This is a genomic window from Leminorella richardii, assembly GCF_900478135.1.
Classification (GTDB): Bacteria; Pseudomonadota; Gammaproteobacteria; order Enterobacterales; family Enterobacteriaceae; genus Leminorella; species Leminorella richardii.
Genome location: NZ_LS483470.1, coordinates 1,702,831 through 1,726,716, shown reverse-complemented (window position 1 = coordinate 1,726,716; position 23,886 = coordinate 1,702,831). Strand labels below are relative to the sequence as shown.

The window sequence follows — 23,886 nt, the reverse complement described above, 5'->3', positions numbered from 1 at the left end:
ATATCTGCTCACCTCTCTGTCAATTTACTTACGCCGCAACCAATGGGAAGAAATAGCCGAAGACCATTGCTCCAAGGATTGCGCCACCGGCGACTGGCTTTTTCCACACGTAGAAAATCAGCGAGCCAATCAGTGAACCGATGCCGATAGGAATCGACGCGGCCATGGCGGCTAAGATAATCAACGGACCAAGGAAGCGACCGGAGGTGTTACCTGCCCCCATCATGACGTCTGCACCGAACGTCGAGTTACCCTGACCAACGGTGAACTTACGCGCCAAGATAATCACGGCACCTACCGCGATACCCAACACCATGCCGACAACCAGCGCCGCATAGAAGTTAGTGACAAGATAGTCAAACCCACCCGCCAGCAGCAGTGCAGGAACGCCTAGACCAAGCCCCGTCTGAATAGCACCGCCGATATCGAGGATCCCTACCAGAGAGCCTTCAATGATTCGGGCAAACAGGAAACTTGCACCAAACGCCGCCACCGCGCCGTAAACACCGGTATCAATACCGGAGCGCAGCATGGCGACAAACGCCACTTCGTTAAAGGCACCAAAGCCGTAAACTACATACATGTGCGTACCGGCGAATACCCCCGCCGACAGCAGTCCGACGAAGAGAGGAAACGTCCACTCTGCGTACCAAAAGTCGTTTTTTAATTCAGTATTCATTATTCAATCCCGCGTCTCTGCCCGTCATACTTCAAGCTGAATGAGTCTTGGCTGCATACAACTCGAATTATTGAGAGCATTAATAGAATTACTTGCCGCTCAGTACGTTATGAACGTTCTGTAGCCAATCGGGCACGCCCAGCATGAACGACTGCAGCAGCTTAACGTCGAAGCCGCGGAAGAAACCGCTCAGCACGAACAGCAGGATCACAGCAACCATCATGGTACGCGTGACTTTGTTCCAACCGTTGTCGTCAACGCCTTTACCGATAAGAATGCCCAGTACCAGCCCAGGGATCGCGTTACCCATAATCAGCTGCGCACAGCCGCCAAACAGCGTCGCCCAAAAGCCAGAGCGACGACCGGCGTCCATTGCAGCCAGCCAGAAGATCACGGGCATCACGGTGTTAACCAGCAGGTTAGCCGCAGGCACCAGCACGTTAGTTGCCGTTGTTTGCAGCGATGCAGGCACCGCAGAAGCCGTGGTGTTCAGGAATGCCACCACAAGGGCACCGATGATGCCGCAGGCAATAGCCATTTTTTTCGGATTGTGCAGCGTTTCCGCCACGTTGCGATTTTTGATCATCAGCGCTGCCGCACCCCAGTTAGGGATAATGCGGTGGTCAACGTCTTGGGTGAACGCACCCGCAGCAACTGATGAAGCCCAGGCGTTAAAGAAGAAGCCCAGACCAAAAGAGAAGTGAGAAGCGGGATCGCCTTCACAGGAGTTAAGCTCTCCCAGTGTACGGAAAGCCCCCATTCCCTGTACGGTTGGCGCATGGAACATGCGCGCTGCGCCTGCCCCTAGTCCAAAACCGCAGAGACCACCGATAATCAATGATTTAATCAGGATCTCAAACACAGAATAAGTGGTAGATGCATCCATTGGTTTTTCCTCTAATACACTTCAAACGCTTGCTAAGCCGCGTCGAAGTGAATCTCTTGCACATTGAGTAGGGTTACGTCTAAAGCCACGTCTAAAACAACGGAGTAGAGCTCGCGCTTGCGCGGTAAAAAGAAAAACAGAAATTTTTCGTTTGTCACTTTTACCGTTGCCTGTACGACCTCGACGTCTACCGGCTCAATCCTCAGGATAATGTTGCTGCTCTCTTTCAGTACCGTACGCTGTACGGCGCTAAGCGCGTCGGCGATTGCCTTTTGTTTTGTGTCTCCACGACCGCTGACGCGAACCGATGTTTCAAGACGCTCTTTCATTAGGCCTCGCCGTATTTTTTGATGAAGGCTTTCACCAGGCGCTCGCCCAGCTCTTCCTTATCCATAAAGCCAAAACCCAGCACTGTGCAGCCGTCTGCCAGCGCTGTTTCGCCTTCTTCAATAGAACGCATACCGTGGCGCACTTTGTAGCCGTACTTGTTCTGTGCTGTGATGGCGCCTGCGCCGCCGCTGCCGCAGAAAGAGATACCGATGTCCCCTTTTTCTGCGTTCATCACGTCACCCAGTTTCATGTCCGCGGCAACGCCGGGAATAACGATAGCCTTACCACCCGCAGCCTCTACGCCCGCTGCAACTTTCTGGCCTTTGCCTAAACGATCGCCAATAACGACAACAACTTGTTTCATACTTCTCTCTCCCGTAGGGTTGGGTTATGCGTTTGAACGCGCAATTTCAAAATGGACGGACAGCAAATAAGCCTCTTCAATCGGCAGCCCTGGCAGCATGTCCACTGCACGCTCTGCTAACCGCATTGACTCATCAGAGATTTCTTCAAACAGAGAGCGATCCACTTCCGGTAGCGGTTCACCGGTTTTCGCTCGCATCACCATGGCCTTAACGTGAGAAGCCAACATCTGCCCCTGTACGTCGGTGGTATAGGCACCTTCCTCTTTCAGCCAGTCGTCGATAGTGGCCAAAAGCGTTTTTGTTACTTCTTCCGGCTCTAGGTTGTCTTTACTCATGTCGAAACGAATATTACTCATGCTGTGTGTCTCTAGATTCAAAGGTAAATATAGTCGTAAACAGCAGAGGGCACGCCAAACGCTGCTCTGCCTTTTCCTATGTGGGCCACACTACACTTGTTAACGTCACGTTAGGAGATTGAGTTTTTCCGCTTCAAAGTGGAAATAAACTGGAAACGCGGACATAGATCACAAAGTTGAAGTGGAAATTACTGGAAGAAAAATAGAAATAGGAAAGCGTTGAGTGGTCAGGAAGAGAATATAACGAGATGATTAATAATATAAAAAAAGGCGCTACTGTGAGCGCCGTTTTGATTCTATCGCCGAGAGGTGCTTCCTCTTCGAGACGATGGCCGCTGGCTGTGTTTCTTCACAGCCCGACGGATTTGATTGGCTTTTGTGCGACGACGATCGCGTTCCGGTGCCAGTTTGGTTTCCGTTTCCGCCCGGAGACCGACCAGCTCGCGCAGATAGTTAACCTTATCCAGATCTAACTCAATCCAGCCGCCGCGAGGTAAGCCTTTTGGCAAGCCGAGATCGCCGTAGCGTACGCGGATCAGACGGCTCACCTGAACCTCAACGGCTTCCCACAGTCGGCGAACTTCGCGGTTGCGCCCCTCAGTCAGAGTCACGTTGTACCACTGGTTCATGCCTTCACCGCCCTGATAGCTAATCGAGCGGAATGACGCTACGCCGTCTTCAAGCTGAACGCCCTTTTTCAGGCTGTTGAGCTTTTCATCATCAACTTTACCGAACACCCTGACGGCGTACTCGCGCTCAACCTCTTGGCTCGGGTGCATCAGTCGGTTCGCCAGCTCGCCGTCTGTTGTAAACAACAGCAGGCCTGAAGTATTGACATCTAGGCGCCCTACGGCAATCCAGCGTGCGCCGCGCATTTTAGGCAGGCGTTCAAATACGGTTGGGCGACCTTCAGGATCTTTACGTGTACAGAGTTCCCCTTCCGGCTTGTAGTAGGCCAGAACACGGCAAATTGTCTCTTCGGTTTCGCGAATGGCAACAATGTGGCCGTCAATGCGTACCTTCATTCCTGGTATAACGGTAACGCGATCGCCCAGTGTTGCGATTTTACCGTCGACGCTAATGCGCCCGGCCTGAATCATCGTCTCAAGTTCTCTACGGGAACCATGACCAGAGTTGGCCAATACCTTTTGTAGCTTTTCGCTCATTGAGCAACCTCTGCTGTCGCCTTCACAGGCGTCGTGGGGAATAAAATCTGGTTATTTTCAGCTAATTAAAAATAACAGGGCGTGCATTATACCGCGTTTTAACCCTTCTGTAATCCTGTTTGTCCGATGGTTTTTTAATCAAATATCGGAAAAATCATTCTATGGTGACTCTCATTAACACGCTTTTTTACGTCAATCTCTTTTCTGTGTTCTCTTGAAATGCGGTATAACAGCAAAATACGCGTGCTGTACTATGGACAAAATGAACACCTCTACGACCTCTACTGACTGGCTGGAACTCCAACGCGACGGCGAAACTGGCATAGAAAGCGTCAGCGCACACTTTTCCGGCCACGCTTACGATCCTCACGACCACGATGAAGTTCTCGTTGGCGTAACGCGCCAAGGGCTACAGCGCTTTCACTGCCGCCGCTCGCTTCACACTAGCAGCCCCGGTCAGGCGATTCTTATCGAGCCTGGCGCGGTGCACGATGGGCATGCACCGGACGCGGACGGCTTCACCTATGACATGCTCTACATCCCCCAATCGTGGCTTTCTGAAAGAATGCTGCGTCAGGGACTAGGAAATATTTCTGCAATTGAAGCCGCTTTCACTCATACCCTCATCAATGACTTACGGTTAAGTGAGACCATACAGCAGGCCTTTTTTTCTTTGCATCATAAAGAAGGTCGACTGGCGCGGGATGAAAGTCTGGATCGTTTGGTCGCCCTGCTGTCTCGTCATATCAGTGCTAGGCCAGTTTCCTCTTTAAATTACGCCCAACGGCAGATGTACCAGCTTCGAGACTATCTCCACGATCGTATCGCCTGTGATATTGGCCTAGATGACATTTCCAGCTACTGCGGCATTGACCGCTTTCGCCTCAGTAGACTATTTATGAAAACATTTGGGCTTTCTCCCCCACGCTTATCTAGTGAGGCTTCGCCTACGAACGGCGCGAACACTTCTGTCTCGGGGCGAAAAGCCAGCGCTGGTCGCCTCAAAGGTAGGTTTTTCCGATCAAAGCCATATGGGAAGGTGGTTTAAGCGCGCCTATGGGCTTTCACCCGCAGCCTATCAGCGCAGTTGCACAAACGTTCTATATTAGAGGGCTGACTTTGTCGATGATGTTCCATCCTGAAATCAGATGGAGATAAGTACCGATGTTCGATACTAAAATTGCCTTTGTCGTTCGAGACGACCTTGCCGTATGGCAGCGTTTAAATGTAGTAGCCTTTCTAGCGACGGGCGTTGCGACGATGGTTCCCGATATTATAGGCGAGCCTTACGTTGATGCACTTGGCCGACATTACGGCAGTATGTCCGGTCAGCCGATGCTGATTTTTGCTTCAGATCTGGACGGACTTCAACGAACTCATCAGAAAGGTCTTGAGCGAGACCTGATTCTTATTCCTTACGTGCAGGCCATGTTTTCAACGGGTCACGATAGCGCTAACCGAGAGGTTTTTTTGGCAGAAGACGCCCATCGTTTAAATCTGGTGGGTTTGGCCCTCCAGGGCCCCAAAAAGGCAGTCGACAAAGCGATCAAGGGCCTACATCTACATCAGTAATGCTATCGAATAACGACAACCTCACGCGGCGTCACGGCCGCGTTTCAACTTTTCTCGCGGCTTACAGGAAAGGCGTGGGATCGCCCGCCCCTTCGCGCACCACAACCGGCGTTTCTTCTGTCAGATCAATTACCGTTGTCGGCTGCTGCCCCAGATAGCCGCCGTTAATAATCAAGTCAACGTGCTTTGACAGCGTATCGCGGATCTCTTCTGGGTCGGACTCTGCAAAGTCGTTGCCCGGCAGCATCAGCGTCGTTGACATCATCGGCTCATTCAACTCTGCCAGCAAAGCCAACGCAATCGGGTTAGACGGCACGCGAAGGCCAATGGTTTTACGTTTTTCACTCATCAGGCGGCGCGGCACTTCCTTGGTTGCCTTGAGAATAAAGGTATAGTTACCCGGCGTGTTGTTCTTTATCAGGCGAAAGGCGGCGTTGTCCACGTGCGCGTAGGTAGACAGCTCCGACAGGTCGCGACACATCAGGGTAAAGTTGTGATTGCTGTCAAGCTGACGAATGCGACAAATGCGCTCCATCGAATGTTTGTCTTCAAGCATGCAGCCCAGCGCGTAGCCAGAATCCGTAGGATAGACAATCACGCTGCCTTTACGCAAAACATCCACGGCCTGGCTAATCAGCCTCGCCTGCGGGTTGTCCTGATGAATATAAAAAAACTGTGACATATAAACTCCTCTAACACCCGCTACGCTCCGACTGCAAACCGTCTGGACGCGGGCTACGATAAATTAACGAGGCCAATCGTGCCAAACCGGAGTAACGCCCGCCGGTAGCCAAAGGCGACGACCCAGTTCAAGCCAGGCACAGGGATAGTGGAAGTCCGAGCCCTGCGAGGCTAACAGGCCATATTCACGCGCGTAGGCGGCCAGCTGTGTGCGCTCATTTTGAGGCTGCTGACACTGAGCCACCTCTATGGCGTCACCGCCAACGCTCTTAAATTCTGCAATGAGTCGCTTCAACCACTTGGCGGAAAGCCCATACCGGCCAGGATGAGCCAGCACCGCCTGCCCGCCTGCCACGTGGATTGCCGAAACGGCCTCTTCAATCAGACACCACGGCGGTGGTACATAGCCGGGCTTTCCCTTCACCATGTAGTTTTTAAACACCTGCACCATGTCCGATGCAATACCCGCCTCAATTAAGTAACGGGCAAAATGAGCTCGGGTGATGCCCGCCTCACCGGCACAGCGTTTAGCGCCCGCCAGCGCGTCGGGAATTCGATTTTTCTCTAACCGTCGCCCTATCTCTTCCGCCCGTTCAGAGCGCTTTTGCCCCTGCGAAGCCAGCAATTTCACCATAGCTTGCGCACCGGGATCGACGTTTAATCCAACAATGTGAATATCAAAGCTTTCCCAAGCGGTAGAAATCTCCACGCCGTTAACCAGATGTAGTGGAAGCTGGTGCGCCTCGATGGCTAACCTGGCTGCCGCCAGCGCGTCCGTCGTATCGTGGTCAGTGATCGCCAATACGCCCACTCTCATGCTGCTGGCTCTTAAAACCAGCTCTTCTGGCGTAAGCCTGCCGTCAGACATGGTCGTGTGGCTGTGAAGATCGTAAAGCAAGAATGTCGACCCGTCGCCACTCTTCAATTCAGTTAATTCAGATGACATGAACAATCGGTTAATCAATAGATAATAGGCTGAGGCTGTACCACGAAGAACGCCATAAACACCCGAATTGCGGGATGTCTTTTATCATAGCGCCTAATGCCGCTTTGCACTAACAGTTAATTCTTATGGCGTTTTTAGCGCTGCGCTCTCCCACTTCTTTTATGTCCGTCAATAAAAAGTGAGAATGCGCCCCGGTATTTTCTTTTTACGTCAGATATAATCACGCCAATTTCTCCGACGAGGCGACTGACAGTATGGATTATCAACTGGACTTAGACTGGAATGACTTTCTCGAGCACTACTGGCAAAAGCGCCCGGTTATTCTAAAGAATGCGATAAAAAACTTTATCGACCCCATCTCTCCCGATGAGCTGGCCGGGCTGGCCATGGAAAATGAAGTAGACAGCCGTCTGGTGAATCGCCCTAACGGTCACTGGCAGGCCAGCAACGGGCCCTTTGAAAGCTACGACCATCTGGGAGAAAAAGACTGGTCGCTGCTGGTTCAGGCCGTTAACCACTGGCATATGCCCTCTGCTGCGCTGGTTCGCCCTTTCCGCAAGCTTCCCGACTGGCGCTTTGACGACCTGATGATCTCCTTTTCCGTGCCGGGCGGCGGTGTAGGCCCGCATATCGATCAGTATGACGTTTTCATTATTCAGGGAATGGGCCGTCGCCGCTGGCGGGTCGGGGACAAGCTGCCGTTGAAACAGTACTGCCCACACCCTGCGCTGCTTCACGTTGAACCCTTTGACCCCATCATTGACGAAGATCTGGAAACTGGCGATATCCTTTATATTCCGCCGGGATTCCCTCACGACGGATTTACCCACGAAACGGCAATGAACTACTCTGTCGGCTATCGCGGCCCTAACGGGCGAGATCTCATCAGCAGCTTTGCTGACTATGTGCTGGAGCACGACCTCGGCGGTGAACACTACGCCGATCCCGATCTGCAGCTGCGCGACAATCCTGCTGAAGTTCAGGAAAATGAGCTAGAGCGGATCCGCAATATGATGATCGGTCTTATCAACCAGCCTGACGATTTCAACGCCTGGTTTGGTCGGTTTGTCACCACCTCAAGGCATGAACTGGACATCGCACCCGCCGAGCCGCCGTATCGTTCCGATGAGATCTATGACTCACTGGTTCAGGGAGAGCAACTCATTCGCCTAAGCGGCCTGCGCGTTTTACGCGTCGGTGACGCCTGCTATGCGAACGGCGAACTCATCGATACTGACCATCTTGACGCGGCGGATTCCCTTTGCCGCTCCCCGCTCATTGGGCAAAAAGAGCTGGGCGACGCGCTGGAAGACCCAGCCTTCGTCGCAGAGCTGGCTCGACTCGTTAACAGCGGATACTGGTACTTCAACGACTATTGATAGTATTGCTAAGTAAAAGAAAACCCGGCGGTGACAATGTCACCGCCGGGTTTTCTTTTATCCATTTCTATAAGTTACGTTTACCTATTGGCGTGCGCGCTGCGCCGTAATTTCGGCAATGCTCATAATCACAGACGTCGCCTTTTCCATGCCTTCAACAGTAATAAACTCGTGCTTGCTGTGGAAGTTATAGCCGCCGGTAAAGATATTTGGGCACGGTAATCCCATATATGAAAGTACGGCGCCGTCCGTTCCGCCGCGGATAGGCCGCTCCTGCGGCTCAACGCCGTTATCCAGCATCGCCTGTCGGGCTATCTCAACAACGTGCGGGTGCTTGGCAACTTCATCGCGCATGTTGTAGTACATATCTTTAATCACCACTTCGATATGACAGTCACGGTGCAGACCTTCCCCCACCGTTTTGGCTGCCTCAATCATCGTGCGTTTACGCTTTTCAAATCCTTCGCGCTCAAAGTCGCGGATGTAATAACTCATCTCCGCATAGTCGACACTGCCGCGCACTGCGTTAAGGTGGTAAAAACCCTCATAGCCTTCGGTATTTTCTGGCGTCTCTCCCGCAGGAAGCTGCTGCTGATAGCGCATAGCGAGCGTCAGCGCGCTGACCATCACGCCTTTGGCGCTGCCAATATGCACGCTGTTACCAACAATCTTGACTGTCACCTGAGCCGCATTAAAGTTTTCACACTCAAGTTCACCAACGCCGCCGCCGTCAACGGTGTAGGCCCACTGCGCGCCGAACGCCTGAGCATCGAAATGTTTCATGCCCTTACCGACCTCTTCATCTGGCGTAAAGGCAATGTGCACGTCACCGTGTGGGCGATTTTCCCCTTTCAGGCGCGCTACGGCCGTAAGGATTTCAGCGATCCCCGCTTTATCGTCAGCGCCAAGCAGCGTTTTTCCATCAGTGGTGATCAGCGTTTGACCGTACAGCTGATGTAACACAGGGAACATAACCGGAGACAGTACCTCATCGCCTATGCCCAAGGCGATATCTCCACCTCGATAGTTATCGACAATCTGCGGCCTGACCCCCTTGCCAGAAACGTCCGGTGAGGTATCCATATGGGCTAAAAATCCAATAGCGGGAACGGGCCAGTCAACGTTAGACGGCAGTGTCGCCGTTAGGCAGCCGTATGGATTCAATTCAACGTTGTTTAGCCCCATATTGATAAGCTCAAGTCGTAGAGACTCCGCTAGGGCGCTTTGCCCTTCCGTACTGGGCGTTTGACGGGCGTTTGGTCTTGACTGGGTGTCAAACGAAACATAGTGAAAAAAGCGATCCAGTAACCGTTCCATTTTTTTCTCCACAAATAGGCTTTAATCATTATGCGTATCCCCGGCACTAATATATTGCGTCAAGTCAGTTTTCAACCTGTTTTCCCCCATCATTACTTTCCGTTGAGTGCAATAAAGCCCACCCCGCCGAGTACACGTTCATTTAAAAAAGCAGCGGCCGTTCAGATAAAAACAGCAGGGCTACAAAAACGCTTTTTTAGCCCTAACGGGCTTTCATTTATTGCCCAGTCGGTCTATTATCCGCGCTTCGAAAATTTCGAAGGGTGCCGCTAGTTTTGAATTACACAGGGAGGCCCACTTTGGGTTTAGACCGTCTATAATTAGGGAGTACGGTCTTGTGTTCTTTCATGCAGTCTTTTGCAGCGGTGGTTCTATCTGCTTATACCCGCCATATTTCAAGCTATAGGTGCGTTGGCTGTGCTCGTTCACCCGAACACTTACTTAATGTAAGTTCATCGGGGGCTTATTCACTTGCCGACTTCCCGCAACTTGGAGTATTTAGGGAATATTAACCATATGGGATAGAGTGACAGAAAAAAATGACTGAAAACTCCTCTCTTTCACCGGTCGTCGAACTGAAAAACCTGCGTAAAGGCTTTGACGGACGGGATATTATCAATCAGTTCAACCTAACGATTAACGACGGCGAGTTCCTGACGATCCTCGGCCCTTCTGGCTGCGGGAAAACGACAGTGCTTCGCTTAATAGCCGGGCTGGAAACCGTTGACGACGGACAAATCATGCTTACCGGGCAGGACATTACCCATCAGCCCGCCGAGCAGCGCCACGTCAATACCGTGTTCCAAAGCTATGCGCTGTTTCCCCACATGACCATTTTTGACAACGTTGCCTTTGGCCTGCGTATGCAAAAAACGCCGTCTGCTGACATTACGCCCCGCGTGATGGAAGCGCTGAAAATGGTTCAGTTGGACGCTTTTGCCCAGCGTAAGCCCCATCAGCTTTCCGGTGGTCAACAGCAGCGCGTCGCCATCGCTCGCGCAGTAGTCAACAAGCCGAAAGTGCTGCTGTTAGACGAATCCCTTTCCGCGCTGGACTACAAGCTGCGTAAGCAAATGCAAAACGAGCTTCAGGCGCTACAGCGCACTCTGGGCATCACCTTCGTGTTCGTGACTCACGATCAGGAAGAGGCGCTAACGATGTCTGACCGTATTGTGGTGATGCGCAATGGGCGCATTGAGCAAGACGGCACGCCGCGCGAAATTTATGAAGAGCCGAAGAACATGTTTGTCGCCCGCTTTATTGGCGAAATTAACGTGTTTGACGCCGTGGTCCTGCACCGCATCGATGAAAAGCGCGTTCTGGCCAACGTCGAAGGCCGTGAGTGCGGCATTCTGACCGATCTGGAAGTCAGCCCTGGCGATAAAGTTAAAGTGCTGCTCCGCCCTGAAGATCTATCCGTTGTTGCAGTGAAAGACGGCGAAAGCGTTGACGGTATTATCGGTCACATTCGCGAACACAACTATAAAGGCATGACGCTGGACTCTATCGTCGAGCTGGAAAACGGCAAGATGGTGATGATCAGTGAATTCTTTAACGAAGACGATCCAGACGTCGACCACTCGATCAACCACAGGGTCGCCATAACCTGGACCGAACGTTGGGAGGTGGTACTGCCAGATGATGACAGCGCTCAATAAGCCTTCACAGCGCAAGCTGTTTCAGAAGCTCACGATTACGCTTATCGTCTCTTGGTTAGTGCTGTTCGTTTTCCTGCCTAACCTGATGATTATCGGCACGAGCTTTCTGACCCGTGACGACGCCAACCTGTTGGCCATGGTCTTTACGCTGGATAACTACACCCGGCTATTTGACCCGATGTACGCTCAGGTGCTGATGCACTCGCTAAACATGGCGTTAATCGCCACGTTCTTCTGCTTGTTAATCGGCTACCCATTCGCCTACATCATCGCCAACATGCCCAAGCGGATACAGCCTATTATGCTGTTTCTGCTGATCGTGCCCTTCTGGACGAACTCACTGATCCGCACCTACGGGCTGAAAATTTTTATCAGCACCAAAGGCGTGCTGAACCAGATCCTGCTTAACATTGGTCTTATCGACCAGCCGCTGCGCATTATGTACTCGCAAGAGGCGGTCGTTATCGGTCTGGTTTACATTCTGCTGCCGTTTATGGTGTTGCCGCTTTATTCCAGCATCGAGAAGCTGGACAAAGCCTACATTGAAGCAGCGCGAGATCTGGGCGCGGGTAAAGTGCAAACCTTCACGAGGGTGATCATTCCGCTCACTACGCCGGGTATCATTGCAGGCTGCCTGCTGGTGCTGCTGCCGGCCATGGGCATGTTCTATATCGCTGACCTACTGGGCGGCGCCAAGAACCTGCTGGTGGGTAACGTGATTAAGAACCAGTTCCTGCGGCTTCGCGACTGGCCGTTCGGTGCCGCCACCAGCATTGTGCTGACGGTGCTAATGGGGCTGATGCTGTTTGTTTACTATCGTGTAGGCAAGCTGCTTAACAAAAAGGATGAGCTGGAATGATTGGACGCCTTTTTAAAGGCGGCTTTATGACCGCCGTTTACGCCTTTTTATATATCCCTATCGTTATCCTGATCGTTAACTCGTTTAACGTCGCCAAGTACGGTGTGACCTGGCGCGGGTTTACGACTCAGTGGTACGGGATCCTGCTTAATAACGACAGCCTGCTGCAGGCCGCCGGGCACTCTATCGTCATTGCCTCACTGTCGGCAACGTTCGCTACGCTTATCGGCTCTCTGACAGCGGTGGCTTTGTATCGCTACCAGTTTCGCGGTAAGCCCTTTGTCGGCGGTATGCTGTTCGTGGTTATGATGTCGCCAGATATCGTCATGGCGATCTCACTGCTGGCGCTTTATATGCTGCTGGGGCTTTCTCTAGGCTTCTGGACGCTGATGCTGGCGCATATCACCTTCTGTCTGCCCTTTGTTGTCATTACTGTGTATTCACGGCTGAAAGGCTTTGACGTCAGAATGCTGGAAGCGGCGCGCGATCTGGGCGCTGGCGAATTTACCATTATGCGTAAAATCGTTCTGCCACTGGCCATGCCTGCTGTGATCGCCGGTTGGCTATTAAGCTTCACGCTGTCGATGGATGACGTGGTGGTTTCCTCATTCGTGACGGGCCCCTCCTACGAGATTTTACCGCTGAAAATCTACTCAATGGTAAAAGTGGGTATGTCGCCGGAAGTCAACGCGCTAGCGACCATTATGCTGGTCTTCTCGCTGGTGATGGTCATGGCCAGTCAGCTTATTCTTCGCGAACGCAGCGGAAAATAGGGTTGTTCGCCGACGACAGGCTCGTCGGCGACGTTTTTTATCCGATGTTGGAGATACGGCCTACATGAAAAAGTGGTCTCGCCTGCTGGCGGCAGGAACGCTGTTACTCTCTTTTAGCGCGCTTCCTGTCCACGCTGAAGAAAACGTCGTTTACTTCTATAACTGGTCGGAATACGTTCCGCCCGGCCTGATGGACGACTTTACCAAAGAAACCGGTATCAAAGTGATCAACTCCTCGTTTGAGTCAATCGATACCATGTACACCAAGCTGAAGACCTACAAAGACGGGGCTTACGACTTGGTAGTGCCTTCCGCCTACTTTATCGCCAAAATGCGCGACGAGGGCATGCTGCAAAAAATCGATACCAGCAAGCTTAAAAACTTCAAAAATATCGACCCTGCCCTGCAGTCCAAGCCGTTTGACCCCACTAACGAGTGGTCTGTTCCTTACACGTGGGGAGCCACCGGTATTGCGGTCAATACCGACGTTATCGATCCGAAAACTGTCACCAGCTGGGCTGACCTTTGGGAGCCTCGCTTTAAAGACCGCATTCTGATCCTCGACGATGCGCGAGAAGTGTTCCCTATCGCCATGCTTAAGCTGGGCTACCCGATGAACAGCCAAGATCCTAAACAGATCAGAGCCGCTTACGAAGAGCTGCGCAAGCTAATGGACAACGTCGTCGTCTTTAACTCCGACGCTCCCGCCAACCCCTACATTGAAGGCGATATCGACATCGGCATGCTGTGGAACGGCTCATCGTACATGGCAAGACAGGAAGGCGTTCACCTTCAGTACATCTGGCCAAAAGAAGGTGCCGTGTTCTGGATGGACAGCATGGCTATTCCTGCCAACGCCAAGAACGTTGAAGGCGCACACAAGCTGATTGACTACCTGCTTCGCCCGGAAGTGGCCGCCAGAATCGCCAATGAAATCGGTTACCCGACGCCGAACGTAGAGGCGCGTAAGCTGCTGCCTAAGTCTCTGACCGAAGATAAGTCCCTCTATCCCGATCCTGAAGTGCTGAAGAACGGGCAGTGGATGGACTCGGTTGGCGAAGCGGGCCTGCTCTACGAGACGCTGTTCCAAAACCTCAAGGCGGGAGGTTAATCCCCCCTGCCCAGCATCAGCCGGTGAGCGTTCGCCGGCTGATGCTTTTTCCTCCGACCGCCCCTTTCTCTATGACCTATGTCAACCTCAGATTAAATTAGACTAAAGTCACTATCTCTACCCTGTTATGATTATCCAAGGCGTGTTGGCTATCGTATAGTGCATTCTGAACGTGTGGATTTAGAATTCATTAAGCGATATGTCATCTAACACTCAGATAGCCAAAATGGATAATTACGCCTTAACTCACGGCGTTTACCGCCTATTTCGATAAACCGGTAACAACAAGAGGACGACAGGAATGACCCAAGCTCTCACGAAACAATCGGCGCTCGATCTTTTTGAACAAATCACCGCCTTTACCCTCAACGACGGCTCGCCGGGCATTACCCGCCTAGCCTACTCAAAAGAGGACGAACAGGCTCACCAGCTTATGATAGAGAAGTGCCGGGCAATGGGGCTTGAAGTTCGTCAGGACGCCATGGGCAACATTTTCGCCCGACTGCCGGGTAAAAACCCTGAACTGCCTGCGATCGGTACCGGTTCCCACATTGACTCCGTGCCTCAGGGCGGCGCCTACGACGGCGTGATTGGCGTTATGGCCGGTCTGTACGCCATTTCTCAGTTCAAGCCTCAGCAGCTCAAGCGCTCTTTAGAGCTGGTTATTTTCCGCGCGGAAGAGTCCAGCCGCTTTGGCTTTGCCTGTATGGCCAGTAAGGTCATGGCCGGCCAGGCTGACTTTGACAAGTGGGCCAAGAATACCGACAGTCAGGGTAACAACATCTTTCAGGTACTGGACAACTGCGGCTATCAAAGCCAACAGCTGAAAGAGTGCCGCCTGCCGAAAGACTACTTTGCCGCCTTTATCGAAACCCACATTGAGCAGGGCAAAGTATTGGAGCACCAGCAGAAGCGCATTGGCGTCGTTAACGGCATTGCTGCACCCTGCCGCTATCGCGTAGAGGTTCACGGCCACGCAGACCACTCTGGCGCTACGCCGATGAGCCAGCGCCACGACGCTCTGGTAGCCAGCGCGGGAATCATTACCGATATCAACACCGCTGCCTGCTATGAGTCCGCTTACGGCACCGTAGGTACCGTTGGCCGTCTTGACGTTACGCCAAACGCTATCAACGTTATCCCGGGCGACGTCACTTTCTACGTTGATATTCGCGGCGTAGACAAGGCCAGCGTTAACCGTGTTGTCGCCAAGTTCCTGGCGTCCGTTGAACACGCTAAGTCAGTACAGGACGTTGTTATTAACGTCTCCGAGCTGGCCAACGACATGCCGGTACTGATGACTGACGACATCGTTCACCGTCTGGAGCGCATCTGCCAGGAGAAAGGCGTACCTTCTGTCACCATGATGAGCGGCGCAGGCCACGACACTATGTACATGGCGCAGGACTTCCCGGCAGGCATGCTGTTTATTCCATCCAAGGACGGCGTTAGCCACCACCCGGATGAATACAGCGAGTTTGACGACGTTCTGCTGGCAGCAGAAATTCTGCAGCAGGCCATGGGCGAACTGGCTGACGCGTAATCGCGCTCACGCCACCGTAATATAAACACAGTACAAAGCCGGGCTTTATGCCCGGCTTTTTCGTTATTTGTCATGCATGCATGAATAAATAATAGATGGCATCACAAAAGCGTCGCCTATTTCATCAGGATATTTATTGATACCTTACGCTGGTGATTTTTGACTGGCCTATTCTAATATCAGTTATCCCGATACGCCTTCCAGCACATCAATAAAGTCCGCAAGCATGGGGTTATTATTGTCCGGGCGACACACTGAATAAATATAGCTAGAAATATTAAAGTCCTGAATCGGTAAGAAGAGCACGTCCTGCCTGTTATTTGGGATGGTCGATTTACCCACCAGCGTCACGCCTAGTCCGGCACCAACCAGCGCCAGTGCGGTATGAATTTCAATAGCCCGATAGGAGACTATCGGCTGGCACTGGCGTTGAATAAAGAGATCAAACAGCTTGCCCGCAAAGCCGCTTCGATCGTCTTTAGGATAAATAATAAACGGAGAATTCACGAAATCCCGCAGCGTCAAAAACTGCTTTCTGGACAGATAGTGATCTCTGGGAATAGCTGCCACCATCGGGTCAACGAGGATCAGCCGGTGCTCAAGCGAATCAGAGATAAAGCTGTCGTTTTCCAGCTCCCGCGTAATGCCGATATCGATAGCGCCGCTCAGCAGCATCTCTGACTGATATTCCGATAGAACCTCCGTCAGGTTTATTTGTACGTGCCCGTAACGCTCTTTAAACTTTTTAATCGCCTCGGGCAAAATATTGAACATAACCGATCGCGTGAAGCCTATATTCAGCGCCGCAGATTTATTATTAATAAATAGCTCAGTATCTGACTCGAGCTTATTAAAATCATAAATTAATTCTTGTGATCGGGAGTAAAAAAACTCCCCCAGTTTCGTTAACGTCATCGGACGCGTACTTCTATTTAACAGCTCTCCCCCTAGCAGCTCTTCCAGTGCTGAAATCTGCATGCTAATCGCTGTTGGCGCAACAAAAAGCAGCTTTGCCGCCTGACTAATACTGCCGGATTCAACCACCTTACAGAAATAGACAAGCTGTTTTAAGTTCATTTTTTCTTATCCTAGGCTCAATTTTAACTGCTTGTGCAATATAGGGTTATATCTAATCATCCTCCAAAAAACACACAGGAGAATATGATGTCTGGTTTAGATATAAACGATTATATAGAAAAAGCAAAGCGGTTAACGACGCCGGAAATATCCGACGCGTTAGACTACTTTTCACTCCCCGGCTCACTGTTGGGAATAAAGCATATTGCCGGTAAAAACGCCTTCGTCGGCACCGCCTGGACGGTCAGATATATTGCCGTCGACAGGGACAATATGGGCACCGTCGGTGACTTTATCGATGACGTTAAGGCCGGAGACGTCGTGGTGATTGATAACGCCGCCCGCCCAGACTGCACCGTCTGGGGAGGCATTCTCAGCCAGCTCGCTGCCAAGAGAAATATCGCCGGCACGGTGATTAACGGCGTGTGCCGCGACACCCAAGAGGCTAACGCTGCCGGTTACCCACTCTATGCCCGCGACCGCTATATGCGAACCGGGAAAGACCGCGTGCAGGTCGCCGCCGTGTGTGAGCCCGTCACCATCAGCGGCGTCTTGATTAAACAGGGCGATCTGATCGTCGCCGATATTGACGGCGCCGTCGCTGTGGCCAAAAACCATATTCAAGCCGTTATCGACAGAGCGCTGATTATGCAGGCCGTCGAAAACGATATTTTAAGCGACGTCTTAAACGGCATGTCAATTTCACAGGCTCGTAAAAAACACAACTACCACCTGCTGCAGCGCAATCCCAATAAATAAACACTCTCAGGCAACGACACTATGAATAATAAAGAACTCGCTCAGCGCCTTGTCGCGCTGGGTTCAGCCACCGTTTATGAAGCGCAGGGAGCCTACGGTGCGCTCGATGCCGGCATCAAGCCCGTCTGCGCTGAGATGAAACTGGCGGGCCCGGCGTTTACCGTTGATATGCGCCCTGGCGACAACCTGATGATCCACTATGCCCTACTGCACGCACAGCCTGGCGACGTGCTGGTTCTCGACTGCAAAGGCTTTCTTGAAGCCGGCGTTTGGGGTGATGTATTAACCACCCAGGCACTAAATATCGGCCTAGCCGGTATTTTGGTTAACGGTGCCGTTAGAGACGCAGAGGCCATCGCTCGCTTAGGGTTTCCTGTCTTCTCACGCGGTCTTTCCATTAAGGGAACCGGCAAAGCACAGCCGGGGCGGATTAATGTCCCCGTCACTATCGGCGACGTCACTGTGGCGCCCGGCGATATCGTTATCGGCGACAGAGACGGCGTGGCTATCGTCCCTGCCGACAGCGCTGAACGCGCGCTCGAACTGTCTCTTGCTCGCGAGCGCAAAGAAGACGCCTTTAAGGACAAAATCACTCAGGGCGCAACAACTGCCGAACTGATGAACCTTAGCGAAACCTTCCGCCTCTTAAACTTACAATAGGACTATCGCGATGAGCTCTATCGTTAACGGCGCGATGACGTCGACAAAGCCCACACACCATCGCTGGTGGGTGGCAACCCTCTTCTTCCTGATCTATACGGTTGCGGCGGCCGATCGCGCGAATCTCGGCGTAGCTCTGCCGTTTATCCGCAAGGAATTCGCGATGACCAACGCCGAAGCGGGCGCACTGGTCAGCCTGTTCCTTATCGCCTACGCGCTGATCCAGCTGCCCTCTGCCTGGCTGATTTCGCGATTCGGGGTACGTAAGGTCTTTACCTCCTCAATGATTCTAACGTCACTGGTGACCGGCATGACCGGTATGGTCAGCTCTATTTTGCAGTTGAAGATATGCCGCGTGCTGCTGGGCGTTGCTGAGGGGCCTTTACCTATTGGCGTGACGTCCACCATCAATAACTGGTTCCCCTCCAGAGAAAAAGGCATCGCCTCCGGCATTTTTCTTTCCTCAATAAAGCTAGGCCCAGTGATTACCCCTATTGTCGGCGCAGCTATCATCGCCGCCTGGGGATGGAAAGAGGTGTTTATTTTCTTTGCTATTCCCGGCATTTTGCTCCCTTTACTCTGGTACACCTTCGTTACCGATCGCCCCGAAAGCTCAAAGTTTACTAATCAGGCAGAAGTTGACCTGATTGACGAAAAGGCCAGCGGAACCGAAAGCGTCGTCTCAACAAAAGACGAATATAAGAAAATTGCCGTGTTGGATTCGCTTATTCGAGTAAAAGAAATTCGGCTGCTGGATACCACCAAGAGCATCTGCCTGTCGTGGAACGTATGGGGATGCAGTCTGGGCTACTGCTTCCAGCTGGGCATTTCCAGTCTGCTTTTAGCCTGGATACCCACCTATTTGCTAACCGAGAAGAACCTCTCCGTTATGGGCATGGGCTTTGTTGCTGCGGCACCCTGGGTCGGCGCCGTACTGGGTAACTTGATTGGCGGCGTGCTGTCGGACAAGTTTCTGGGCAAAAGAAGAAAGCCAGGCATGATGATCTCGGCGCTTTCCACCTCGCTGATGATGTTGCTGCTGGTCTATACGCCGGCTAACCCTGTCGTTTGCGCCCTGCTGCTGTTTATGACCGGCCTGCTGCTAAGCATCGGCTTCTCGGCCTACATGGTGTATCCGATGTCGTTTATCGCTAAGGAGAAGTTCCCGGTTGCCAATGCGTTAATCAACATGGGCGGCCAGCTGGGCGGCGCGGCAACGCCTTTTATCGGCGGCCTTATTCTTGATCACTACGGTTGGAACAACGTGTTTGTCTTTATGGCCAGCATCTCAATTTTGACGTTCATTATTCTGTTAACGATTCATGAACCAATGAAGATGAAAGCTAACGCTTAAGCAGCCTAAACGTAAAAAAGCAGCGCCTCACAGGTAGCTTAGTGAAGCGCTGTTTTCATTCTCTTAGGATTATCGACTAAGCGCGGCGCTTGGCCTCAATAAAGGCCAGCACTTCACTTCGGGAATACCCCTCCGCCCACTCGGGGATCCATAAAAACACCGCCGAATTAAACAGGATAATGTCCACGCCCGAGTCACTAACCACTCCGCTGACCTTTCCCCATCCAAAGTCGATTCGCCAATGTTCTGATTCACTGTGCTTCAAATTGGTTGCACAGATACCGTTTTCCGTCAGCTCCAGCAGGTATCCATCCCTAATGCTGGTGTTATTGCGGTAAACAATCCTACCCTGCTGCCGCAGCAGTTTTCCCAGCCATAACATGCCGGCAAATCCGCCCAAAAATAACAGCACAAGACATAAAGAAAATGCGCTATCGGTATAGTACAGATAGTCTTCCCTAGCCTCAGACCAAACCGCAGCAAACAGCTTGATACCGCTGTATTCCGACAACAGTTGAAAACCGACTATCGCGGCAAGGGTAAAAATAAAACCGCCCGCAGCACCCTTTAATCGTGAAAGCAGTTTACGCGGGTTCGCACTGGCAATCGAGCTAACCGCCCTGCTGCTGCTCCTTATATATTCTTTATACGACAGCGCATTAGCCGGGATTTCAATACGAAATCTGACGTCATTTCGTTGACCGTTTTCTTGATGAGTCACTCTGTTTTGCTCCGCTCTTCAGCCATCTCTGCACACTTTGCCTGAATAAATGCCAGCGCTTGATTACGCGGGTACCCCTCAAGCGCTGAGGGTATCCACAAAAACATCCCGCTACCGATAAGAATAAAGTCCATTTCACCGCTGCTGGTAACACCCCGCACTTTTTGCCAACTGATATGGCTACCGGCTAGCCTATTTGCACAGCGGATCCCCTTGTCTGTTAGCTCCAGAGAGTAGCCTTCACGTATGCTGTCATTAGCCAGATATATACGCCGATGGTTTTTCTTATTAACGAGGCGTTGCAAAACAAAGCGAACAAAGTAGCCCATAAAAAAGGTGTAAATAAAGATAAGCAAAATCCGCGCGTTAAAAACGCGAAATTCAGCCTCTTCTGCGCTGTCAAACCAGCCAGAAAAAAACAGATTAAATCCCTTCATCACAAAGAGATATTCACACACTAAATAGTAAAGAAAGCAGAATGCCAGTCCGGAGGCGACGCCAATAAGTAAGGGGGACACCCAGTAACGACGCTTTCTCGCTGACCGCCACGCCAAACGGCATCCCTGCATATAGTCTTTAAACGACAGGGAACCTACGGGGATAGCCATCTTGAATTCGGCTTGATTCGAGTGGTCGAAAAAATAGGAGTTATCAGATTCCATTGACATCAGTATGATTCCTTAAAGTAATACTTCTGACTATTTCTTCCCTGGCAGCCTCACTCACACAGCGCTATAAATCGCCGGCTTCCTTCAATCAGCCTCGGGGATCCCGGTCGAAAGTGGGATGGGCCTTTCAGCATATACACCAGCTGTAGCCGCTGTTCGCAGGTCATATCTTCCAGCTTGATATGAAACAGCGCCTGCGCGGCCTCTCGCGCGCCGTAGACGGCATTACCCTGTATATCTTGGCCAAAATAGGCCTTAGACAGCATCATGGCATACAGTTCATCATCGCTATACAGCCCCGTTAACCAAAAGGTCCACACGGCATTACTCACATGGCGATAGAGTTGTTTTTTTACCGGCGTTGAAGGCCTTATCGTATAGGTAATAAAACCGTAGGCGTGACTGTGGATTTTTATCGCCATGGTTCGCAGCGACAACATCTCTGGATCGTTACTCAAATAGGGCTGAGCTGATACCAGAGCCGCCTGATCGTTCGGACGAATATCCTGCCAGTAATAGAGCGCCATGCCGAGGTAAATCGTTAAGAACAGCGCCATAAGCTGATGGAATCCCCACAGCAGAATTGCCCCTAACAGTGTTAACGCCCGCAGTAGCCAGTCCATGGCGGATACCTTAACCTTACTTATCGACGTCTAGCGCCAAATGCAGCAGCGGATAAGGTTTTCCCATACCGTCGAGCTCAGAGCGGTCTTTAACGCTAAATCCGTACCGCTGGTAAAACGCCAGCGCGTCAGGATTCTGCTCATTCACGTCAACCAGGCGAATACCGACTTCCTTGACCGCATAATCCATCAGTGCCCTTCCTAGCCCCAGACCGCGACAGGTATCATCAATAAACAGCATCTCAACCTTATCGTCTGACAGCCCGATAAAGCCAGTCGGTTCACCGAGCGAATTACGCGTGCAGCGCAGTTGAACCTGCGGCAAAAAGTCGTTCAGCAGCAGCGGCCTGAGCGCATTAATATAGGATTCGGGTAAAAAATGGTGAGTAGCGCGCACTGAACGCTCCCAGAGCGCCGTTAACGCGGGAAATTCATCGGATGAAACAGTGTCTATCTGTGGGCGGTTCTTCACAGTGTTACCTTTATAAACGCGCTTTTCCTGCCGCTATATTCGCGACCTACTCGCTACTTATCGATCTCTTTGCAGCAGTCAAAAGAGAACGCGTCGAGAAACGTTTGTTGAATATATTCAGGCACGGTCTGACTGGCTAAGCCGTAGTGCGTTTCGGCAAAGCTGCTGCCAACGTTGCTCGGTTCCAGATTAAGTTCAACAGAGTGCGCACCGGATAAATTAGCAGAGCGAACAAAACCGGCGGCAGGATAAACGTGGCCTGAGGTACCGATAGCAATAAAGTAGTCCGCCTCGGCCAGCGCTTTGTTAATCCTCTCCATTTCCAGCGGCATTTCGCCAAACCAGACAATGTGCGGGCGCATCGGCTGCGGCGGCGTACAGCAGTCACAGAGATCGTCAACGGAAAGATCGCCCTTCCAGTCAAATACTTTTCCTGAACCGGTGCAGCGCACTTTCAGCAGTTCACCGTGCATATGAACGACCCGCAGATTTCCAGCTCGCTCGTGAAGATTGTCTACGTTTTGCGTGACTAATAAAAACTTGCTGCCCAGCAGGTTTTCCAGCTTTGCCAGCGCGTTGTGGGCGTCATTGGGCATCACACCGGGGCTGAGCAACTGGCGACGACGGGCGTTATAAAACGTCTGTACCAGCTCTGGATTGGCCTCATAGCCTTCCGGTGTCGCCACGTCTTCAATGCGGTGTTCTTCCCACAGGCCATCGGAAGCGCGAAACGTTCGAATGCCTGATTCAGCGGAAATACCCGCCCCCGTAAGAACCACAACAGAAGGATAAATGCTGGCTTTCATCTCACTACACGCTGCGTAAATCAGGCCATAGTAATAGCGCATGCGCTGTAGACGATGACCGGAACGCTTCATTTTACGGTGGTGCAGACGGCGATGAACGCGCATGGCACAAAACTCCTTTTTATTTAGTCTGACACTGAGCGGTACTCAAGCAGTACTCTGCCTCAGCGCATAACGGCTCTCTATTCTGTCTTAAACGCCGAAATTAAGAAAGGCCGCGCCGCGAACGCCGCCGGAATCACCCCAGCGCGCTTTTTCAATCGGCGGCACTCGGGCTACGCTAAGCAGGTGCGGCTGAATGCGCTCCGGCAATAGAGCATACATCTCGTCAAAGTTAGACAGCCCGCCACCTAACACGACTGCGTGTGGATCAAAAACGGTAAGAATATTCGCCAGACACAGCGCCAACACGTCGATAAATCGCTCAACGTGTTCAACGGCAAGCGAATCCTGTGCTCTATAGCGTTCAATAATCGTCTGTGCTTTTAGCGACTCTTGGTAAAAATGCTGATACAGCCACTCGAACCCCCGCCCGGAAATATAGTTCTCAAGGCAGCCGTCGTGGCCACAGCCACAGTGGACTCGAGGAATATCGCTCCCCAAGCGATCTAACGCGTCAACAGGGAGTCGAAGATGACCAAACTCACCGGCAATATGGTGGCGACCGGAAAACGGCCTGCCGTTGATAATCAGCCCACCGCCAACGCCTGTACCGAGAATAATCCCCAACACGCTGGGATAGCCCATCAGCGAGTCGTCCCAGGCTTCAGACAGCGCAAAGCAGTTAGCGTCGTTCTCTACCTTTACCGGTCGGCCAAGGCGTTTGGCTAAGTCCGCCGCCAGCGGCTTTCCCATGGCTGAGGGAACGTTGGCAGTAAACAGTGCGCCGCTCTCCGCGTCAGGCATACCGGGAATGCCGATGCCCACTTTTCCCATCACACCCAGCTCGGCGTCAGCTTCCTGCGTCAGACGCGTAAAAACCTCCAGCAGCGCCTCATAGTCGTCACGAGGAGTGGGAACGCGCTTTTGCATCAGCCGATTGCGCTGGACGTCAAAGGCGCCAAACTCAATTTTTGTACCGCCCATGTCAAAGCCGTAATACATTCCCGTTCTCCTCTTTTAGCA

General features: G+C 52.0%; 26 protein-coding genes and 1 pseudogene. 11 read left to right on the top strand and 16 right to left on the bottom strand.

All coding sequences use genetic code 11. From position 1 onward, the window contains the following. Positions 1-28 precede the first annotated feature (28 nt). The 6 genes from DQM29_RS08045 to rluB all read right to left on the bottom strand — a co-directional run bounded on the left by DQM29_RS08045 (position 29) and on the right by rluB (position 3,782). Entirely contained in the window at positions 29-679 is a 651-nt protein-coding gene (locus DQM29_RS08045; protein ID WP_111740202.1) for a DUF4310 family protein, read from the bottom strand. A gap of 88 nt (positions 680-767) precedes the next feature. Continuing rightward, on the bottom strand, positions 768-1,565 hold the full coding sequence (locus DQM29_RS08040) for a DUF4311 domain-containing protein (protein WP_111740201.1): 798 nt from the start codon (positions 1,563-1,565) through the stop codon (positions 768-770). Positions 1,566-1,597: 32 nt separating this feature from the next. Then, positions 1,598-1,894, bottom strand: coding sequence for a DUF4312 family protein (locus DQM29_RS08035; RefSeq protein WP_111740200.1), 297 nt, complete (start codon positions 1,892-1,894; stop codon positions 1,598-1,600). Then, positions 1,894-2,259: an SFCGS family glycine-rich protein gene (locus DQM29_RS08030; protein ID WP_111740199.1), complete on the bottom strand. Its 366-nt coding sequence runs from the start codon at positions 2,257-2,259 to the stop codon at positions 1,894-1,896. The genes DQM29_RS08035 and DQM29_RS08030 overlap by 1 nt, the downstream gene beginning before the upstream one ends. 24 nt (positions 2,260-2,283) lie before the next feature. Continuing rightward, entirely contained in the window at positions 2,284-2,616 is a 333-nt protein-coding gene (locus DQM29_RS08025) for a transcriptional antiterminator (protein ID WP_111740198.1), read from the bottom strand. 296 nt (positions 2,617-2,912) lie between these two features. Continuing rightward, entirely contained in the window at positions 2,913-3,782 is an 870-nt protein-coding gene (gene rluB / locus DQM29_RS08020) for a 23S rRNA pseudouridine(2605) synthase RluB (RefSeq protein WP_111740197.1), read from the bottom strand. Between the two features lie 253 nt (positions 3,783-4,035). Between rluB and DQM29_RS08015 the strand changes: the two are divergent. Together DQM29_RS08015 and DQM29_RS08010 are read left to right on the top strand one after the other, a co-directional pair. Continuing rightward, positions 4,036-4,891: pseudogene (locus DQM29_RS08015) on the top strand (helix-turn-helix domain-containing protein). Positions 4,892-4,946: 55 nt separating this feature from the next. Further along, the gene (locus DQM29_RS08010) at positions 4,947-5,354 is read left to right on the top strand and encodes a DUF2000 family protein (RefSeq protein WP_111740196.1); all 408 of its coding nucleotides are present in this window, start codon (positions 4,947-4,949) and stop codon (positions 5,352-5,354) included. Positions 5,355-5,415: 61 nt separating this feature from the next. Here the strand turns inward: DQM29_RS08010 and DQM29_RS08005 are convergent, their stop codons facing one another. Then, positions 5,416-6,036 carry an L-threonylcarbamoyladenylate synthase gene (locus DQM29_RS08005; RefSeq protein ID WP_111740195.1) on the bottom strand — a complete coding sequence of 207 codons (621 nt, stop codon included), beginning with the start codon at positions 6,034-6,036 and terminating at the stop codon, positions 5,416-5,418. Positions 6,037-6,099: 63 nt separating this feature from the next. Then, on the bottom strand, positions 6,100-6,981 hold the full coding sequence (gene rnm / locus DQM29_RS08000; protein WP_111740194.1) for an RNase RNM: 882 nt from the start codon (positions 6,979-6,981) through the stop codon (positions 6,100-6,102). Positions 6,982-7,235: 254 nt separating this feature from the next. Here rnm and DQM29_RS07995 point away from each other — a divergent pair, with 254 nt between their 5' ends. Further along, positions 7,236-8,360, top strand: coding sequence for a ribosomal protein uL16 3-hydroxylase (locus DQM29_RS07995; RefSeq protein WP_111740193.1), 1,125 nt, complete (start codon positions 7,236-7,238; stop codon positions 8,358-8,360). A gap of 84 nt (positions 8,361-8,444) precedes the next feature. On the opposite strand, the gene pepT is transcribed toward DQM29_RS07995, so the two are convergent. Next, positions 8,445-9,677 (bottom strand): peptidase T, encoded by a 1,233-nt coding sequence (pepT, locus tag DQM29_RS07990; protein WP_111740192.1) that lies wholly within the window; start codon positions 9,675-9,677, stop codon positions 8,445-8,447. Positions 9,678-10,216: 539 nt separating this feature from the next. Here pepT and potA point away from each other — a divergent pair. From potA to DQM29_RS07965, 5 genes are all read left to right on the top strand, one after another. Further along, positions 10,217-11,335, top strand: a complete 1,119-nt coding sequence (gene potA / locus DQM29_RS07985) for a spermidine/putrescine ABC transporter ATP-binding protein PotA (protein WP_111740191.1) — start codon at positions 10,217-10,219, stop codon at positions 11,333-11,335. Continuing rightward, positions 11,319-12,194, top strand: a complete 876-nt coding sequence (gene potB / locus DQM29_RS07980) for a spermidine/putrescine ABC transporter permease PotB (RefSeq protein ID WP_111742038.1) — start codon at positions 11,319-11,321, stop codon at positions 12,192-12,194. Before potA ends, potB begins: the two co-directional genes overlap by 17 nt. Further along, on the top strand, positions 12,191-12,967 hold the full coding sequence (gene potC, locus DQM29_RS07975) for a spermidine/putrescine ABC transporter permease PotC (protein ID WP_111740190.1): 777 nt from the start codon (positions 12,191-12,193) through the stop codon (positions 12,965-12,967). The genes potB and potC overlap by 4 nt, the downstream gene beginning before the upstream one ends. Before the next feature lie 64 nt (positions 12,968-13,031). After that, on the top strand, positions 13,032-14,078 hold the full coding sequence (locus DQM29_RS07970; protein WP_111740189.1) for an extracellular solute-binding protein: 1,047 nt from the start codon (positions 13,032-13,034) through the stop codon (positions 14,076-14,078). Positions 14,079-14,379: 301 nt separating this feature from the next. Continuing rightward, complete coding sequence (locus DQM29_RS07965) at positions 14,380-15,621, top strand: Zn-dependent hydrolase (protein WP_111740188.1); 1,242 nt, start codon at positions 14,380-14,382, stop codon at positions 15,619-15,621. Positions 15,622-15,804: 183 nt separating this feature from the next. Here DQM29_RS07965 and DQM29_RS07960 read toward each other — a convergent pair whose 3' ends face one another. Then, the gene (locus DQM29_RS07960; protein ID WP_111740187.1) at positions 15,805-16,698 is read right to left on the bottom strand and encodes a LysR family transcriptional regulator; all 894 of its coding nucleotides are present in this window, start codon (positions 16,696-16,698) and stop codon (positions 15,805-15,807) included. A gap of 87 nt (positions 16,699-16,785) precedes the next feature. Between DQM29_RS07960 and DQM29_RS07955 the strand changes: the two genes are divergently transcribed. From DQM29_RS07955 to DQM29_RS07945, 3 genes are read left to right on the top strand one after another with little or no spacing between them, the layout of a single operon-like run. Continuing rightward, the gene (locus DQM29_RS07955; protein ID WP_111740186.1) at positions 16,786-17,457 is read left to right on the top strand and encodes an RraA family protein; all 672 of its coding nucleotides are present in this window, start codon (positions 16,786-16,788) and stop codon (positions 17,455-17,457) included. Positions 17,458-17,478: 21 nt separating this feature from the next. Then, positions 17,479-18,117, top strand: coding sequence for a 4-carboxy-4-hydroxy-2-oxoadipate aldolase/oxaloacetate decarboxylase (locus DQM29_RS07950; RefSeq protein ID WP_111740185.1), 639 nt, complete (start codon positions 17,479-17,481; stop codon positions 18,115-18,117). A 10-nt stretch (positions 18,118-18,127) separates the two neighbouring features. Then, positions 18,128-19,471 carry an MFS transporter gene (locus DQM29_RS07945; RefSeq protein ID WP_111740184.1) on the top strand — a complete coding sequence of 448 codons (1,344 nt, stop codon included), beginning with the start codon at positions 18,128-18,130 and terminating at the stop codon, positions 19,469-19,471. A gap of 76 nt (positions 19,472-19,547) precedes the next feature. On the opposite strand, the gene DQM29_RS07940 is transcribed toward DQM29_RS07945, so the two are convergent. The 6 genes from DQM29_RS07940 to nagK all read right to left on the bottom strand — a co-directional run bounded on the left by DQM29_RS07940 (position 19,548) and on the right by nagK (position 23,865). Beyond that, positions 19,548-20,192 (bottom strand): hypothetical protein, encoded by a 645-nt coding sequence (locus tag DQM29_RS07940; protein WP_111740183.1) that lies wholly within the window; start codon positions 20,190-20,192, stop codon positions 19,548-19,550. Further along, positions 20,189-20,860: a hypothetical protein gene (locus tag DQM29_RS07935; protein ID WP_111740182.1), complete on the bottom strand. Its 672-nt coding sequence runs from the start codon at positions 20,858-20,860 to the stop codon at positions 20,189-20,191. The genes DQM29_RS07940 and DQM29_RS07935 overlap by 4 nt, the downstream gene beginning before the upstream one ends. Before the next feature lie 50 nt (positions 20,861-20,910). Then, positions 20,911-21,483 (bottom strand): transglycosylase domain-containing protein, encoded by a 573-nt coding sequence (locus DQM29_RS07930; protein ID WP_111740181.1) that lies wholly within the window; start codon positions 21,481-21,483, stop codon positions 20,911-20,913. 16 nt (positions 21,484-21,499) lie between these two features. Then, a complete protein-coding gene (locus DQM29_RS07925; RefSeq protein ID WP_111740180.1) occupies positions 21,500-21,955 on the bottom strand; it encodes a GNAT family N-acetyltransferase in 456 nt (151 codons plus the stop codon). A gap of 53 nt (positions 21,956-22,008) precedes the next feature. Continuing rightward, the gene (gene cobB, locus DQM29_RS07920) at positions 22,009-22,866 is read right to left on the bottom strand and encodes a Sir2 family NAD+-dependent deacetylase (RefSeq protein WP_111740179.1); all 858 of its coding nucleotides are present in this window, start codon (positions 22,864-22,866) and stop codon (positions 22,009-22,011) included. An 87-nt stretch (positions 22,867-22,953) separates the two neighbouring features. Then, positions 22,954-23,865: an N-acetylglucosamine kinase gene (gene nagK / locus DQM29_RS07915; protein ID WP_111740178.1), complete on the bottom strand. Its 912-nt coding sequence runs from the start codon at positions 23,863-23,865 to the stop codon at positions 22,954-22,956. Positions 23,866-23,886: the final 21 nt, after the last annotated feature.

What these genes read in the sequence shown, in the direction of transcription:
- DQM29_RS08045 (WP_111740202.1), bottom strand. Translation starts at nt 679, where the DNA reads ATGAATACTGAATTAAAAAACGACTTTTGGTACGCAGAGTGGACGTTT.
- DQM29_RS08040 (WP_111740201.1), bottom strand. Translation starts at nt 1,565, where the DNA reads ATGGATGCATCTACCACTTATTCTGTGTTTGAGATCCTGATTAAATCA.
- DQM29_RS08035 (WP_111740200.1), bottom strand. Translation starts at nt 1,894, where the DNA reads ATGAAAGAGCGTCTTGAAACATCGGTTCGCGTCAGCGGTCGTGGAGAC.
- DQM29_RS08030 (WP_111740199.1), bottom strand. Translation starts at nt 2,259, where the DNA reads ATGAAACAAGTTGTTGTCGTTATTGGCGATCGTTTAGGCAAAGGCCAG.
- DQM29_RS08025 (WP_111740198.1), bottom strand. Translation starts at nt 2,616, where the DNA reads ATGAGTAATATTCGTTTCGACATGAGTAAAGACAACCTAGAGCCGGAA.
- rluB (WP_111740197.1), bottom strand. Translation starts at nt 3,782, where the DNA reads ATGAGCGAAAAGCTACAAAAGGTATTGGCCAACTCTGGTCATGGTTCC.
- DQM29_RS08010 (WP_111740196.1), top strand. Translation starts at nt 4,947, where the DNA reads ATGTTCGATACTAAAATTGCCTTTGTCGTTCGAGACGACCTTGCCGTA.
- DQM29_RS08005 (WP_111740195.1), bottom strand. Translation starts at nt 6,036, where the DNA reads ATGTCACAGTTTTTTTATATTCATCAGGACAACCCGCAGGCGAGGCTG.
- rnm (WP_111740194.1), bottom strand. Translation starts at nt 6,981, where the DNA reads ATGTCATCTGAATTAACTGAATTGAAGAGTGGCGACGGGTCGACATTC.
- DQM29_RS07995 (WP_111740193.1), top strand. Translation starts at nt 7,236, where the DNA reads ATGGATTATCAACTGGACTTAGACTGGAATGACTTTCTCGAGCACTAC.
- pepT (WP_111740192.1), bottom strand. Translation starts at nt 9,677, where the DNA reads ATGGAACGGTTACTGGATCGCTTTTTTCACTATGTTTCGTTTGACACC.
- potA (WP_111740191.1), top strand. Translation starts at nt 10,217, where the DNA reads ATGACTGAAAACTCCTCTCTTTCACCGGTCGTCGAACTGAAAAACCTG.
- potB (WP_111742038.1), top strand. Translation starts at nt 11,319, where the DNA reads ATGACAGCGCTCAATAAGCCTTCACAGCGCAAGCTGTTTCAGAAGCTC.
- potC (WP_111740190.1), top strand. Translation starts at nt 12,191, where the DNA reads ATGATTGGACGCCTTTTTAAAGGCGGCTTTATGACCGCCGTTTACGCC.
- DQM29_RS07970 (WP_111740189.1), top strand. Translation starts at nt 13,032, where the DNA reads ATGAAAAAGTGGTCTCGCCTGCTGGCGGCAGGAACGCTGTTACTCTCT.
- DQM29_RS07965 (WP_111740188.1), top strand. Translation starts at nt 14,380, where the DNA reads ATGACCCAAGCTCTCACGAAACAATCGGCGCTCGATCTTTTTGAACAA.
- DQM29_RS07960 (WP_111740187.1), bottom strand. Translation starts at nt 16,698, where the DNA reads ATGAACTTAAAACAGCTTGTCTATTTCTGTAAGGTGGTTGAATCCGGC.
- DQM29_RS07955 (WP_111740186.1), top strand. Translation starts at nt 16,786, where the DNA reads ATGTCTGGTTTAGATATAAACGATTATATAGAAAAAGCAAAGCGGTTA.
- DQM29_RS07950 (WP_111740185.1), top strand. Translation starts at nt 17,479, where the DNA reads ATGAATAATAAAGAACTCGCTCAGCGCCTTGTCGCGCTGGGTTCAGCC.
- DQM29_RS07945 (WP_111740184.1), top strand. Translation starts at nt 18,128, where the DNA reads ATGAGCTCTATCGTTAACGGCGCGATGACGTCGACAAAGCCCACACAC.
- DQM29_RS07935 (WP_111740182.1), bottom strand. Translation starts at nt 20,860, where the DNA reads ATGTCAATGGAATCTGATAACTCCTATTTTTTCGACCACTCGAATCAA.
- DQM29_RS07930 (WP_111740181.1), bottom strand. Translation starts at nt 21,483, where the DNA reads ATGGACTGGCTACTGCGGGCGTTAACACTGTTAGGGGCAATTCTGCTG.
- cobB (WP_111740179.1), bottom strand. Translation starts at nt 22,866, where the DNA reads ATGCGCGTTCATCGCCGTCTGCACCACCGTAAAATGAAGCGTTCCGGT.
- nagK (WP_111740178.1), bottom strand. Translation starts at nt 23,865, where the DNA reads ATGTATTACGGCTTTGACATGGGCGGTACAAAAATTGAGTTTGGCGCC.